12 protein-coding genes are annotated in these 14,177 nt (G+C 73.4%); 9 read left to right on the top strand and 3 right to left on the bottom strand.

All coding sequences use genetic code 11. The features are described from left to right. Nucleotides 1–81: 81 nt before the first annotated feature. A complete protein-coding gene (gene xseA / locus Cph01nite_RS11015) occupies nt 82–1,365 on the bottom strand; it encodes an exodeoxyribonuclease VII large subunit (RefSeq protein ID WP_373307564.1) in 1,284 nt (427 codons plus the stop codon). Nucleotides 1,366–1,503: 138 nt separating this feature from the next. Here xseA and Cph01nite_RS11010 point away from each other — a divergent pair, with 138 nt between their 5' ends. Continuing rightward, nucleotides 1,504–2,565 (top strand): 4-hydroxy-3-methylbut-2-enyl diphosphate reductase, encoded by a 1,062-nt coding sequence (locus Cph01nite_RS11010; protein WP_203674101.1) that lies wholly within the window; start codon nt 1,504–1,506, stop codon nt 2,563–2,565. A gap of 18 nt (nt 2,566–2,583) precedes the next feature. Here the strand turns inward: Cph01nite_RS11010 and Cph01nite_RS11005 are convergent, their stop codons facing one another. Beyond that, entirely contained in the window at nt 2,584–3,975 is a 1,392-nt protein-coding gene (locus Cph01nite_RS11005) for a DNA recombination protein RmuC (protein ID WP_203674099.1), read from the bottom strand. A gap of 141 nt (nt 3,976–4,116) precedes the next feature. Here Cph01nite_RS11005 and Cph01nite_RS11000 point away from each other — a divergent pair, with 141 nt between their 5' ends. From Cph01nite_RS11000 to Cph01nite_RS10985, 4 genes are read left to right on the top strand one after another with little or no spacing between them, the layout of a single operon-like run. Then, entirely contained in the window at nt 4,117–4,959 is an 843-nt protein-coding gene (locus Cph01nite_RS11000) for an ABC transporter ATP-binding protein (RefSeq protein ID WP_373307563.1), read from the top strand. Next, a complete protein-coding gene (locus Cph01nite_RS10995) occupies nt 4,935–6,491 on the top strand; it encodes a hypothetical protein (protein WP_203674097.1) in 1,557 nt (518 codons plus the stop codon). The genes Cph01nite_RS11000 and Cph01nite_RS10995 overlap by 25 nt, the downstream gene beginning before the upstream one ends. Nucleotides 6,492–6,537: 46 nt before the next feature. Beyond that, nucleotides 6,538–7,614 (top strand): redox-regulated ATPase YchF, encoded by a 1,077-nt coding sequence (gene ychF, locus Cph01nite_RS10990; protein ID WP_203674095.1) that lies wholly within the window; start codon nt 6,538–6,540, stop codon nt 7,612–7,614. 33 nt (nt 7,615–7,647) lie between these two features. Then, entirely contained in the window at nt 7,648–8,019 is a 372-nt protein-coding gene (locus Cph01nite_RS10985) for a hypothetical protein (RefSeq protein WP_203674093.1), read from the top strand. Nucleotides 8,020–8,022: 3 nt separating this feature from the next. Here Cph01nite_RS10985 and arfB read toward each other — a convergent pair whose 3' ends face one another. After that, nucleotides 8,023–8,463, bottom strand: coding sequence for an alternative ribosome rescue aminoacyl-tRNA hydrolase ArfB (gene arfB / locus Cph01nite_RS10980; RefSeq protein ID WP_203674091.1), 441 nt, complete (start codon nt 8,461–8,463; stop codon nt 8,023–8,025). A gap of 77 nt (nt 8,464–8,540) precedes the next feature. On the opposite strand from arfB, the gene Cph01nite_RS10975 reads away from it, so the two are divergent. The 4 genes from Cph01nite_RS10975 (at nt 8,541) to Cph01nite_RS10960 (ending at nt 14,174) form a co-directional block, all read left to right on the top strand. After that, nucleotides 8,541–9,200: a 4a-hydroxytetrahydrobiopterin dehydratase gene (locus Cph01nite_RS10975; RefSeq protein ID WP_203674089.1), complete on the top strand. Its 660-nt coding sequence runs from the start codon at nt 8,541–8,543 to the stop codon at nt 9,198–9,200. A gap of 308 nt (nt 9,201–9,508) precedes the next feature. After that, nucleotides 9,509–11,329 carry an ABC transporter family substrate-binding protein gene (locus tag Cph01nite_RS10970; protein ID WP_203674087.1) on the top strand — a complete coding sequence of 607 codons (1,821 nt, stop codon included), beginning with the start codon at nt 9,509–9,511 and terminating at the stop codon, nt 11,327–11,329. 224 nt (nt 11,330–11,553) lie between these two features. Continuing rightward, on the top strand, nt 11,554–13,083 hold the full coding sequence (locus Cph01nite_RS10965; RefSeq protein WP_203674085.1) for an ABC transporter permease: 1,530 nt from the start codon (nt 11,554–11,556) through the stop codon (nt 13,081–13,083). Continuing rightward, a complete protein-coding gene (locus Cph01nite_RS10960; RefSeq protein WP_203674084.1) occupies nt 13,080–14,174 on the top strand; it encodes an ABC transporter permease in 1,095 nt (364 codons plus the stop codon). Before Cph01nite_RS10965 ends, Cph01nite_RS10960 begins: the two co-directional genes overlap by 4 nt. Nucleotides 14,175–14,177 lie beyond the last annotated feature (3 nt).

Genomic DNA, 14,177 nt, shown 5'->3' with positions numbered 1-14,177 from the left:
AGTCAACCAGCCCGCGGCGGGACGGGCCGCGTCGTCCGGGCGCTGGTCCCGAGCGGCCGGCGGTCGCCGGTCGGGCGCTGGTCAGGCGCTGGTGACGGCCGCGGCGATCTCGCCGGCGGCGACCCGCACCCGCAGCGCGTCGCCCACCTCCACGTCGTCGGGCCGGCGCACCACCGAGCCGTCGGCGCGCTGGACCACCGCGTACCCGCGCTCCAGCGTCGCGGCGGGGGACAGGGCGCGCACCTGCCCGGCGAGGCGCGCCGTGGCCGTCGCCGCCTGCGCGAGCGCGGTGTCCAGCAGCGCACGTCCGCGGGCGGAGTGCCGGTGCAGCGCGTCCTCGTGCGGGTCGACGAGCGTCTCGGGGCGGGCCAGGACGGGCCGCGCACGCCAGTGCGCGAGCGTCGACTCCTCGCGGGCGAGCCGGTGGCCGAGGGCGGCCCGGGTGCGGGCGCGCGCCTGCACGACGCGGGCCCGCTCCTCGGTGACGTCCGGCACGACCCGCTTGGCGGCGTCCGTCGGCGTGGACGCGCGCAGGTCCGCGACGAGGTCGAGCAGCGGGGTGTCCATGTGGTGGCCGATCGCGCTGACCAGCGGCGTGCGGCACGCGGCGGCCGCGCGCACGAGCGTCTCGTTGCTGAACGGCAGCAGGTCCTCGAACGACCCGCCGCCGCGCGCCACGACGACGACCTCGACGCGCGGGTCGGCGTCGAGGTCCGCGATGGCCGCGCTCACCTCGGGCACCGCGGACGGCCCCTGGACGGTGACCCGGCGGATCTCGAACTGCACGGCCGGCCAGCGGGCGCGCGCGTTGGACACCACGTCGTGCTCGGCGTCCCCCTGCTGCGCGCAGACCAGGCCGACGACCGCGGGCAGGAACGGCAGACGCTGCTTGCGGCGCTCGTCGAACAGGCCCTCGGCCGCGAGCACGCCCTTGAGGTGCTCGATGCGCGCGAGCAGCTCGCCCAGCCCGACGAGGCGCACGCGGTCCGCCGCGAACCCCAGCGACCCCTTCTTCACCTGGTACTGCGGTCGCGCGTGCACCACGACGTGCGCGCCGTCCGTGAACCGGTCGCCCAGGCTCATCGCCGCGACGGCGGGCAGCGTCACGGACAACGACATGTCGAGGTCGGTGTCCCGCAGCGTGAGGAACAGCAGGGAGTTCCACCGCCGCACGTTGAGCACCTGACCCTCGACCCACACGGGCGGCATGCGGGCGACGTAGTCCGCGACCTTGGGCGCGAGGTGCCGCACCGGCCACGGTCGCTCGGGCGTGGTGTCGGCGGCCTTGAGCGGCAGCGGCAGGGGTGCCGCGGACGGCGCGTCGGCGGGCGTGGTCGCCGCGGTGGTCTCGTGCTGCACGGGCACCAGCCTGCCGCACGCGTCCGACACGTCGCCCGGCGGCGGGTGCGGCGGCGGGGGCGGGGGCGGGGGGTGTGGTGGAGGTCGGGTGACGGTGGCGGCCGTCACCCGGAGCCGCAGCGGGTCCCGGCCTAGACTGGGACGGTGACCCAGGCTCTCCCCGACCCCGTCGACGCGCGCGCGTCCGACGCCCCCGGCCCGCGCAAGCGCGTGCTGCTCGCGGCCCCCCGCGGGTACTGCGCGGGCGTGGACCGCGCGGTCGTCGCCGTGGAGAAGGCGCTCGAGCACTACGGCGCACCGGTGTACGTCCGCAAGGAGATCGTCCACAACCGGCACGTGGTCGACACGCTCGCCGCGCGTGGCGCGGTGTTCGTCGACGAGACGGACCAGGTGCCCGAGGGTGCCCGCGTGGTGTTCTCGGCGCACGGCGTCTCGCCGGCCGTGAAGGCCAGCGCCGCGGCCCGCAACCTGCAGACGATCGACGCCACGTGCCCGCTGGTCACCAAGGTGCACAAGGAGGCCGTGCGCTTCGCCGCCGAGGACTTCGACATCCTGCTCATCGGCCACGACGGCCACGAGGAGGTCGAGGGGACCCAGGGGCACGCGCCCGAGCACATCCAGGTCGTGAACTCGCCGGCCGACGCGGACCACATCGAGGTGCGCGACCCGGAGCGGGTCATGTGGATCTCGCAGACGACGCTCTCGGTGGACGAGACCATGGAGACCGTCCGGCGGCTGCGCGTGAAGTTCCCGCACCTGCAGGACCCGCCCAGCGACGACATCTGCTACGCGACCCAGAACCGTCAGGTGGCGGTCAAGAAGCTGGCGCCGGCGTGCGACGTCGTGCTGACGGTCGGGTCGGCCAACTCCTCGAACTCGGTGCGGCTCGTCGAGGTCGCGCTCGACGCGGGCGCGCGCTCGTCCTACCGCGTCGACAAGGCCGCCGAGATCGACCCCGCCTGGCTCGAGGGAGCGACGACCGTGGGCGTGACGTCGGGTGCCTCGGTCCCCGAGGTCCTCGTCGACGAGGTGCTCGCCCTGCTCGCCCGGCACGGATTCGCCGACGTCGAGGAGGTGCGGACCGCGACGGAGGACCTCATGTTCTCGCTGCCCCGCGAGCTGCGCGCCGACCTCAAGGCCGCGGGCGAGCCCGCCGGCCGGCCGCGTCCCGACGGCCGGCGCCGGCTGGACGTCCAGCCCGTCTGACGCCGGCCGGGCCGCGGCTCACGCGCTCGAGGCGCCCCCGGCACCGTGCGAGCGCTCGGCCGCCTCGTCCGCCAGCGCCTGCGCGTCGCGGCGGGCCGCCCGCTCGCCGAGCACCAGGTCGTCGAGGGCGACCACGTGGTCCGTGGCCGACGCGACGAGCTCCGGCGCGCTGAGCGCCGTCAGGCGCGGGTCGGACGGCGCCGGGGTCGGCAGGTCGCCGTCGACCACGTGCAGGTCCGCGAAGCGCCGCGCGCTGACGAGCACCCGCGACTCGAGCGAGCCGACCGCCTGGTTGTAGGCGCCGGCGGCGGCGTCGATGGAGCGCCCGAGGCGGGCCAGGTGGCCACCCATGGTGGCCAGCCGCCCGTGCAGCTCCTTGCCGAGCGTCAGCACCTGCTGGGCGTTGGCAGCCAGCGCGTCCTGGCGCCACGCGTACGCGACCGTCCGCAGGAGCGTCAGCAGCGTCACAGGCGTCGCGATCACGACGTCGCGCTCGAACGCGTACTCGATGAGCGTCGGGTCCTGCTCGGCGGCGGCGTGCAGGAAGGACTCGGCGGGCACGAACATGACGACGAACTCCGGCGCGGGCGCGAACTGGTCCCAGTAGCGCTTGGAGGCGAGGTCGTCGACGTGCTTGCGGACGTGCCGCGCGTGCGCCGCGAGCCGCTGCGCGCGGACGGTCTCGTCGTCGGTCTGCGCGGCGTCGAGGAACCCGAGGAACGCCACCTTGGCGTCGACGACGACCTGCTTGCCGCCCGCGAGCCTGACCACCATGTCGGGTCGCTGCAGCCCGTCGTCGGTACGGACCTGCTCCTGCTCGACGAAGTCGACGTGCGCGATCATGCCGGCCGCCTCGACCACGCGGCGCAGCTGCACCTCGCCCCAGCGGCCACGCACCTGCGAGGAGCGCAGCGCCGTCACGAGCTGCGACGTCTCGCCGCGCAGCTGCTCGGAGGCCGCCCGCATCGCCCGCACCTGCTCCCCGAGGGCCGCGTTGCCCTCGACGCGGGCCTGCTCCGCGGCCACGAGCTCGGAGCGGACGTGGTCCAGCGTGCGCGACAGGGGCTCGACCATCGCCCGCACGGCCTGCTCCCGCTGCGCGAGCTCACCGACCTGGGTCTGGTGCTCGGCGGCGAGCCGCTGGTGCGCGAGCGCGAGGAACTGCTCGCTGGTCGCCGCGAGGGCCTCGTCGGCGAGCGCCCGGAAGCGGTCCGACGCGCCCGCGCGCTCGGCCTCCAGGTGCGCCCGGGCCCGTGCGGCGTCGACCTCGGCGGCGCGCACCCGCTCGTCGGACGTGCGCGCCGCACGCGCGGACGCGAGCGCCCAGGCGACCACCCCTCCGAGCAGGGCGCCCACGAGCAGGGCGCCGAGGAGCAGCGGCGCGGTACCGAGTGCGGTGTCGGGGTCCATGGTCCGCAGCGTGCCAGCGACCACCCACACGCCCGTCGGGGGCGCGCCGGACCTCGGCCGGAGCACCGGTCGCGGGACGGAGGCGCACCTCCGTCCCGCGACGGATCCGGGGCGTCGGTGCCCGCCCCTATCCTCGGTCGGGTGACGACGCCAGCCCCGCTCCCGCAGCCGGCCCCCGGCCCGCTGCCGGGCTCCACCCCGGTCGGCCCCGCCCCCGTGCCCGGCGCACCCGCGATCACCCTGCGCGGCCTGTGGCGCAGGTTCGGCCAGAAGGTCGCGGTCGCCGGCATCGACCTGGAGATCCCCGCCGGGTCGTTCTACGGGCTGGTCGGACCCAACGGCGCCGGCAAGACGACGACGCTGTCGATGGCGACCGGCCTGCTGCGCCCCGACGCCGGCACCGTCCTGGTCCACGGCGTCGACCTGTGGGCCCACCCGGTCGAGGTCAAGCGCACCCTCGGCGTGCTGCCGGACGGCGTGCGCCTGTTCGACCGGCTGACGGGCGCCCAGCTCGTCACGTACGCGGGCCTGCTGCAGGGGCTGGACCGGCCCACGGTCGTGTCGCGCACCCGGGACCTGCTCGCCGCGGTCGGGCTCGAGCAGGACGCGGACACGCTCGTCGTGGACTACTCGGCCGGCATGACCAAGAAGGTCGCCCTCGCGTGCGCGCTCGTGCACGCGCCGCGCGTCCTCGTGCTCGACGAGCCGTTCGAGGCCGTGGACCCCGTCTCGGCGGCGAACATCCGCGAGATCCTGCACCAGTACGTCGCGGGCGGCGGCACGGTCGTGGTCTCGTCGCACGTCATGGACCTCGTGCAGCGCATGTGCGACCACGTGGCCGTCATCGCCGAGGGCCACGTGCTCGCCGCGGGCACGGTGGACGAGGTGCGCGCCGGCCGGTCGCTCGAGGAGCGCTTCGTCGACCTCGTCGGCGGCAGGATCACGGGGGAGGGCATCGCGTGGTTGCGCACCTCGTCCGACTGAAGCTCGCGCTGCTGCGCAACGGCCTGCGCCGCAGCGCGTGGCAGGTCGTCGGCCTGGTCGTCGCGGCGCTGTACGGGCTCTCGGTGCTGGTCGCCGCGGTCGCCGGCGCGATCGGCCTGAGCTTCGCGGAGCCGCAGCTGCGCGGCGACGTCCTGGTGGTCGTGGGGTCGCTCGTCGTGCTCGGCTGGTGGGTGGTCCCGCTCGTCGCGTTCGGTGTCGACTCCACGCTCGACCCCCGGCGCTTCGTCACCTTCGGCGTCCCGCGCCGCGACCTGCTCGTGGGGCTGACCCTCGCCGGGCTGATCGGGATCCCGGGCGTCGTCACGGCGCTCGGCGCGCTGGCGACGCCCCTGGCGTGGTGGCGCGAGCCGCTCGCCGCGGTCGCGGCGCTGGTCGGCGCGGTCCTCGCGGTCCTCGCGTGCACCGTCGGCGCCCGCGCTACGACGACGGTCCTTGCGCCCGTGATCGGGCGGCGACGGGTCCGGGAGGTCGTCGCCGCGCTGGCGATCCTGCCGTTCATCTTCCTCGGGCCGATCCTCAACGGGGTCGCCGCGACCGCGTCCGGGGTGGGCGGGCTCGGCGGGATCGCCGGGTTCCTGTCGTGGACGCCGCTCGGCGCACCGTGGGCCCTCGCGCCGGCCGTGGCGGCCGGTGACGGGGTGGGCGTCGCCGTGCGCCTGGCCGTGTCGCTCGCGACGGTCGTCGTGGCCCTGCGGGTCTGGTCCTGGGCGCTGGACCGCACGCTCACCGACCCGGTCAGCGCGGGCGGGGACTCCCGGGCGCGCGGCCTGGGCTGGTTCGGTCGCCTGCCCGCGACCCCGACGGGTGCCGTGGCGGCGCGCGCCGCGACGTACTGGGTCCGCGACCCGCGCTACGCGGTCGCGGTCGCGATCGTGCCCGTGCTGCCGATCCTGCTGGCCGTCACCGCCCCCGGGGCGTCGCTCGTGCTCATCGCCGGGCCGGCGGCGGCCTTCACGGTCGGCTGGAGCATCTCTGCCGACGTCGCGTACGACGGCACGGCGTTCTGGACGCACCTCGTGTCCCCCCTGCGCGGGGTCGCGGACCGGTGGGGGCGCGTGGCGGTGGCGGGGTCGCTGGGGATGGCCCTCACGCTGGTCGTGGTGCTCGGCACCGTCTGGTACGCGGACCGCTGGGACGCGCTCCCGGCGCTGCTGGGGGCGAGCGCCGGGCTGCTCCTGACGTCGCTCGGGGGCGCCAGCGTGGTGTCCGCGGCCGTCGTGTACCCGGTGCAGCAGCCGGGGGAGAACCCCTTCGGCACCAAGCAGGGCACGAGCGCGGCCGCCTTCACCTCGCAGATGGTCGGGTTCCTCGCGGTCGGTGCCCTCGGAGCCCCGACCGCCGTGCTCGCGCTGCTCGCGGTCGTGCGCGAGTCGGCGGTGCTGGGCTGGGCCGCGGCCGTCGTCGGCCTCGTGGTCGGGACCGCGGTCCTGGTCGTGGGCGTCCGCGTCGGCGGGTCGATGCTCGACCGCCGCGGGCCCGACCTGCTGCAGCGGATGCGCGCCTTCACGTGACGCCCGCGCCGTCGGCGAGGCGCACGGCTGCGTAGACTCGACGCCCGTGGCTCTCACCATCGGCATCGTCGGACTGCCCAACGTCGGCAAGTCCACCCTCTTCAACGCGCTGACCCGTGCGCAGGTCCTCGCGGCGAACTACCCGTTCGCGACGATCGAGCCGAACGTGGGTGTCGTCCCGCTGCCGGACCCGCGCCTGGCGACGCTCGCCGAGATCTTCGGCTCGGAGCGGATCCTGCCCGCGACCGTGTCGTTCGTCGACATCGCGGGCATCGTGAAGGGTGCGAGCGAGGGCGAGGGCCTGGGCAACAAGTTCCTCGCCAACATCCGCGAGGCCGACGCGATCTGCCAGGTCACGCGCGCGTTCGCCGACCCCGACGTGGTGCACGTCAGCGGCAAGGTGGACCCCGAGGGCGACATCGAGATCATCGCGACCGAGCTGGTCCTGGCGGACCTGCAGACCCTCGAGAACGCGATCCCGCGGCTCGAGAAGGAGGTCCGCGGCAAGAAGACGGAGCCCGAGGTGCTGGACGCCGCGAAGCGCGCGTTCGCGGTCCTCGAGACGGGACGGACCCTGTTCGCCGCGGGCCTGGCCGACGACGAGCACGTGCGCGCCCTGCAGCTCATGACGTCGAAGCCCTTCATCTACGTCTTCAACACCGACGACGCGGGCCTGGCCGACAGCGCGATGCAGGAGCGGCTGCGCGCGCTGGTCGCGCCGGCCGACGCGATCTTCCTCGACGCGAAGTTCGAGTCCGAGCTCGTCGAGCTCGAGGAGGACGAGGCGCGCGAGATGCTGGAGGCGAACGGCCAGAGCGAGGCGGGTCTCGACCAGCTCGCGCGCGTCGGGTTCCACACCCTCGGCCTGCAGACATACCTCACCGCGGGCCCCAAGGAGTCGCGCGCCTGGACGATCCGGCAGGGCTGGACGGCGCCGCAGGCCGCGGGCGTCATCCACACGGACTTCCAGAAGGGCTTCATCAAGGCCGAGGTGATCTCGTTCGACGACCTCGTCGCGTCGGGGTCGGTCGCCGCCGCCCGTGCCGCGGGCAAGGCCCGCATCGAGGGCAAGGACTACGTCATGCACGACGGCGACGTGGTGGAGTTCCGCTTCAACGTCTGACGGGTGCGGACCCCCGATCGGGAGGGAGCCCCGGTGGACCACGGCGAGCTGGACGTCTGCTGGTCGCTCGTGTGCGACGACGGGCACGCCTGGGACGCCTGGACGCCCGACGTCCGCAGCGTCCCCGACGAGGTCGCCCGCTGTCCCGAGGACGGCGCCCCTGCCGTGACGGCGATGCGCCTGCCGCGCGCCGACCGCCCCACGGTCGTCCTCGTCCCGGCCGCGCGACGGCGCGACGGCCGCGACACCCACGACGACGAGGTGTTCCTCGAGCTGCGGGGTCCGGGTGGTCGGAGCCTGCGGACCCCGATACCGATCCGCTGGGAGCAGGCGGTCCGGCGGGCCGCCGAGCTGCGCACGCGCACCTGGGACGACGCGGCCCGGGTGTGGGAGCGGCTGGGGTAGGGATCAGTCGGGGCGGGGCCGCCGGCGGTCCTGCTTGAGCGCCGACCGCTCGCTCTTGTCCTGCAGCCGCCGTCGGTGCGAGCCCCGCGTGCGGCGGGTCGGCCGCCGGGGCGTCGGTGGCGCGACCGCCTCGCGCAGGAGGTCGGCGAGCCGCTGCCGCGCCGCGGTCCGGTTCTGCCGCTGCGAGCGGTGCTCGGCCGCGCTGATCGTCAGGACGGTGCCCGCGAGCCGGGGGGCCAGCCGGTCGAGGACCCGCGCGCGCTGCACCTCGTCCAGCGCCGTGGTGGTCGCGAGGTCGAGGCTGAGCTGCACGCGCGAGTCCGCGGTGTTGACGCCCTGGCCGCCGGGTCCCGACGCACGGGAGAACTGCTCGAGGAGGTCCCCGGCGGGCACCGTGAGGCCGGCAGGGGCACCGGGGCCCGGGGAGACGCGCAGGTCGTCCACCGGTCCAGTGTGCCGTGGCGACGCGCCGTCGCGCGGTTCGGCGGGCGTTCGGTGGGGGTTCGCGCCACCATGGGTGGATGGCGACGGCGCTCACGGGTCAGCAGATCGCGGACAGCGGTCTGGTCGGCTGGGCGCTCGTGAGCGACGGGCTGCGGACCCGGGTGGTCACGGGGGGCTTCGCGACGGGGCTGGCGCTCGTCGACGCCATCGGTGCCGCGGCCGAGCAGGCGGACCACCACCCGGACCTCGACCTGCGCTGGGGGCACGTCGACGTCCGGCTGTGGAGCCACGACGCGGACGGGGTCACGTCGCGCGACGTGGAGCTGGCCCGCACCGTGTCGCGCCTGGCCGGGGAGGCGGGGCTGGCACCCGACTGCTCCGGCGTGCAGAGCCTGGAGCTGGCGCTCGACGCGCCGGACGCGGCGGCGGTCCTGCCGTTCTGGGGTGCGCTCCTCGGCTACGAGCGCCCGCCGGGCGCGGACGACGAGGTCCGGGACCCGGCGCGAGCGCACCCGGCGCTGTGGGTGCAGGGGTCGGACGCGCAGGAGTCGCGGCAGCGGTGGCACCTGGACGTGTGGGTGGATCCCGCCGCGGTCGCGGAGCGCATCGACGCGGCCGTCGCGGCGGGTGGGCGGGTGGTCGACGCGACCCACGCGCCCAGCTTCTGGGTGCTCGCGGACGCGGACGGCAACCGTTCCTGCCTGTGCACGTGGCAGGACGAGCGGGGCCCGGGATGAGACAGATCGGACCCGCCGCTCGGTCGCCTTAGCAGACTTCCGGCTGCGGTGCAGTACCCAGGCCGTGTGAACCACCCGATCGTGGGATGTGTCAGCGGTGTTTCAGGGGTGTTTCTCCTGGCCATGTCTCGCATCTTGGACGGTACCGACCAGTATCAATCAGGTAACGATCGACATGGGCGTTCGTCCATGTCTCCAATGTCGCGCTTCCCGGGGCTAGCGTGGCCCCAATTCAGGCGGGCGAGTGCGCCCATGCCCCGGCTCGGTCGGGGTCGTGCGGCCACGTCCACCACGTCTCAGGAGGAACATTGAAGATCAGGCGGACCAGCACCGTGGTGGCCCTGTTCGCGACGGGCGCGCTCGTGCTCGGCGCGTGCGCGAACACCCCGGACGGCGACGGCGACGGGGACGGCGACACGGGGGCGGCAGCCGGCGGCGGCACGCTCACCGTGGCGGAGACGAACCAGTTCTTCTCCTTCAACCCGAACACGTCCAACGGCAACACGGACATCAACTCGAAGATCGTGACCTACCCGACCCGGGCGTGGTTCAACTACGTGGACGGGTCCTCGTTCGCCGCGGGCAACCCCTCGCTGGCCAAGGACGAGTCGTTCGGCACCTACGAGGTCGAGTCCGAGGACCCGCTCGTGGTGACGTACACGGTCAACGAGGACATCGTGTGGTCGGACGGCGAGCCCGTCGACGCCGACGACCTGATCCTGGCGTGGGCGATCCAGTCGGGTCACTTCAACTCCGAGGACGTCACGTACTTCGACTACGCGGGCGACACCGGCACCCTGGGCCTGACCCAGTTCCCGGAGATCGGCGAGGACGGCCGCTCGGTCACCCTGAGCTACTCGGAGCCCGCCGCGGACTGGGAGGTGGCCTACGCCGCCGACATGCCCGCGCACGTCATCGCGAAGAACGCCGGCCTCGAGGACGGCCAGGCGCTCATCGAGCTGTTCGAGAGCCTGTCCGAGTCGGCCGCGACCGCGACGGAGCCCGACCCGCAGCTGCAGGCCGTCGCCGACTTCTGGAACACCGGCTTCGACTCCACGATCCTGCCGTCGGACCCCGAGCTCTACCTCTCCTCCGGCCCGTACATCGTGTCGGACGTGGTCGAGAACCAGTCCGTCACCCTGGTCCCGAACGAGGCGTACGCCGGTGACCTCGTCGCGCAGCTGGACGAGATCGTCATGCGGACGATCCCGGACGCGACCGCGGCCGTCCAGGCGCTGAACAACGGCGAGGTCGACGTCATCTCGCCGCAGTCGAGCGCCGACACCCTGACCGCGCTCAACGCGCTCGACGGTGTCGTCGTCCACCAGGACGACCAGCTCGCGTACGACCACATCGACCTGACCTTCAACAACGGTGGTCCGTTCGACCCGGCGACGTACGGCGGCGACGCCGAGACGGCGCTCAAGGTGCGCCAGGCGTTCCTCAAGACGATCCCGCGCCAGAAGATCCTCGACGCGATCATCACCCCGCAGAAGGACGACGCGGCGGTCCTGAACTCGCAGCTCTTCGTGCCGGCCCAGGCCTCGTACGAGGACACCGTGGCGAACAACGGCTCGGCCGACTACCCGCTCGACGGGGACATCGCCGCCGCCCAGGCGCTGCTCGCGGAGGCCGGCGTGACCAGCCCCACCGTGCGGATCCTCTACAACATCAACAACCCCAACCGCGTCAACGCGTACACGCTGATCGCGGCCGCGGCCACCGAGGCCGGGTTCGTCATCGACGACCAGGGTGACGCGGCCTGGGGCTCGCGCCTGTCGGACGGCTCGTACGACGCCGCGATCTTCGGGTGGATCAACAGCGGTATCGGCGTCGCCGGTGTCCCGCAGATCTTCTCGTCCACCGGTGGTGGCAACTACAACGGCTACTCCAACTCCGAGGTGGACACGCTGGCCTCGACGCTGGTGCGCACGCTCGACACGGACGAGCAGGCCGCGATCCAGGAGCAGATCGACCCGCTGCTGTTCGCCGACGCGTACGGCCTGCCGCTGTTCCAGTCGGTCGGCGTCGACGCCGTGGGCGACCACGTCGGCGGGATCGACGAGTACAACCCGAACCAGGCCGGTGTCTGGTGGAACGTGTGGGAGTGGACGGTCGACGCGTCCTGATCCGCGTCTGACCCGACCGTGCTGACAGGCGACGCCGGGACCCGCTGCTCAGGGGTCCCGGCGTCGCACTGCCCGCCACGTGGCGGATCGGGTCGGTGCGCGCGAGCAGTAGAGTTTTGTCCACTTGTCGGCCGGCGCCGAGCCCGGCCGCGTCCAGCACGTGCCGCCGCGGGTCCGGAGCGCGCCCGAGAGGGCGGGTCCGGCCTGCGCGAGAGCGAGAGTCCATGACTTCGTACGTCCTGCGGCGCCTCGGGGTGTCGCTGCTCATCCTCCTGGGTGCCTCCTTCCTCGTGTACCAGCTGGTCGCCATCTCCGGCGACCCGCTCGCCGAGTTCCGTGAGTCGAACCGGCCGAACCGGGAGCAGCTCATGGAGCAGCGCACGGCGCTGCTCAACCTCGACGTCCCCGCTCCGCTGCGGTACTTCATCTGGCTCAGCGGCGCGGCGAGGTGCGTCGTCCCTGGTCAGTGCGACCTCGGCAGGACCCTCCAGGGGCAGGAGGTGACCGCCGCGCTGTCCTCGGCGATCCCGACCACCCTGCAGCTCGTCGCCGGAGCCACCGTCCTCGCGATCGTCATCGGCATCTCGATCGGGATCGTCACGGCCCTGCGGCAGTACTCGGCGTTCGACTACGGCGTCACGTTCTTCACGTTCCTCTTCTTCTCGCTCCCCGTCTTCTGGGTCGCCGTCCTGCTCAAGGAGTTCGGCGCGATCCGCTTCAACGACTTCCTCGCCGACCCGGTCGTGCCGCTGCCGACCGTCGTGGGGGTGGGGCTGGTCTCCGGCCTCGTGTGGGCCGTGGTCATCGGGGGCTCGCTCCGACGGCGCCTGCTGACCTTCGCCGTCGCGGCCGTGGTCGGTGGCGGTGTGCTGTGGTACCTCGGTGCGACGCAGTGGTTCCGCTACCCGGGCCTGGGCCCCGCCCTCGTCGTCGTGACGGGCGTGGGCATCGCGGTCGGCATCACGACGCTGCTCGCCGGCCTGCAGAACCGGCGGGCGCTGTACTCCGCCCTCATCACCGTCGGGCTGGGCGTCGTGGCGATGTTCGCCCTGCGGCCCCTGCTGGACCGCGCCACGCTGCCGCTCATCGTGGTGCTGGGCGTGGCCGCCGTCGCGGCGGGTGTGCTCGTCGGGCGCCTCATGGGCGGGTACGACTACCGGCAGTCCATGAAGGTCGCCGGGCTGACCTCGTTCTTCGTCGCCGCGCTCGTCATGCTCGACCGGATGATGATCTCGTGGCCCGCGTACGTCCGGCTGGTGCGGGGCAGGCCGATCGCGACGATCGGGTCCGAGACCCCGAACCTCAGCGACGACTTCTGGATCCTCGGGATCGACAAGTTCACGCACCTGGTGCTGCCGACGGCCGCGCTGCTGCTGATCTCGCTGGCGTCGTACACCCGGTACTCCCGGGCGTCGATGCTCGAGGTGATGGGTCAGGACTACGTGCGCACCGCGCGCGCCAAGGGCCTGCCGGAGCGGGTCGTCGTGGTGCGCCACGCCTTCCGCAACGCGCTGATCCCGCTGGCCACGATCGTCGCGTTCGACATCGGCGGCCTGCTGGGCGGTGCCGTCATCACCGAGCGGGTCTTCTCGTTCAAGGGCATGGGACAGACCTTCATCACCGGTCTGACCCTGCAGGACCCGAATCCCATCATGGGAGTCTTCCTCGTCGTCGGGATCACGGCCGTGGTGTTCAACCTGCTGGCCGACCTGGCGTACTCCGCACTCGACCCGCGCGTGAGGGTGAAGTCATGAGCACGACGCAGCAGGACACCGCCCCGGACGACTCGCGCGAGGTCCCGGAGGACCTCAAGGGGCTGAGCCAGGGGGCGCTGGTCCGCAAGCGGTTCCTCGGGCACACCGGCGCCATCGTGTCGCTCGTCGTGCTGACGCTCGTGGTGCTGCTCGCCATCACCTCGGTCGGGCTCGGCCCCTGGCACGGCTGGTGGCAGTACCGCTGGACGCAGACGCCGGTCCTCATGGACGGCGGCCGCCCGACGCTGCAGCTGTTCCCGTTCTCGCTGGGCGAGCACCCGTTCGGCCAGGACAGCGTCGGCCGCGACTACTTCGCCATGACGATGCGCGGGACGCAGATCTCGCTCGCGGTCACCGCGATGGTCGGCCTGATCTCGGCGCTCATCGGCGTCGTGATCGGCGCCTTCTCCGGGTACTTCCGCGGCTGGCTCGAGACGGTCCTCATGCGGTTCACGGACATGGTCATCATCGTCCCGGTCCTGCTCGTCGGCGCGGTCATCGCGTACAACGCGGGCGGCGGCGTGCTGATCCTGGGCGTCCTGCTGGGGCTGACGACGTGGACGGGCATGGCCCGTCTGGTCCGCGGTGACTTCCTCACGCTGCGCGAGCGGGAGTTCGTCGACGCCGCGCGGCTCGCGGGCGCGTCGGACCGGCGCATCATCTTCAAGCACATCCTGCCGAACGCGGTGGGCGTCATCACCGTCAACGCGACGCTGCTGATGTCCTCGGCGATCCTCCTGGAGACGTCGCTGTCCTACCTCGGCTTCGGCATCACGCCGCCGGACACCTCCCTGGGCCGGCTCATCAGCGACAACCAGGCGGCCTTCTCGACCCGGCCGTGGCTCTTCTGGTTCCCCGGCATGTTCATCGTCATCATCTGCCTGTGCATCAACTTCATCGGTGACGGCCTGCGTGACGCGTTCGACCCGCGGCAGCGCAAGATCTCGACGCGCCGTGTCCGCGAGACGGTCCCGGCCGCCGGCGCGGTCGTCGCAGGGGCCGCGCCGTACGGCCGGTTCGAGGGCACGGCCGCCCGGCCCGATGGTCCGTCGGACGGGGACGTCGGCCCGTCCGACGGGACCGGCGCATGACGT

Source organism: Cellulomonas phragmiteti, from assembly GCF_016862775.1.
GTDB classification, from domain to species: domain Bacteria; phylum Actinomycetota; class Actinomycetes; order Actinomycetales; family Cellulomonadaceae; genus Cellulomonas; species Cellulomonas phragmiteti.
This window is presented reverse-complemented; position numbering and strand designations above follow the sequence as displayed.

What these genes read in the sequence shown, in the direction of transcription:
- Cph01nite_RS11005 (WP_203674099.1), bottom strand. Translation starts at nt 3,975, where the DNA reads ATGGACCCCGACACCGCACTCGGTACCGCGCCGCTGCTCCTCGGCGCC.
- Cph01nite_RS10975 (WP_203674089.1), top strand. Translation starts at nt 8,541, where the DNA reads ATGGCGACGGCGCTCACGGGTCAGCAGATCGCGGACAGCGGTCTGGTC.
- Cph01nite_RS10965 (WP_203674085.1), top strand. Translation starts at nt 11,554, where the DNA reads ATGACTTCGTACGTCCTGCGGCGCCTCGGGGTGTCGCTGCTCATCCTC.
- Cph01nite_RS10960 (WP_203674084.1), top strand. Translation starts at nt 13,080, where the DNA reads ATGAGCACGACGCAGCAGGACACCGCCCCGGACGACTCGCGCGAGGTC.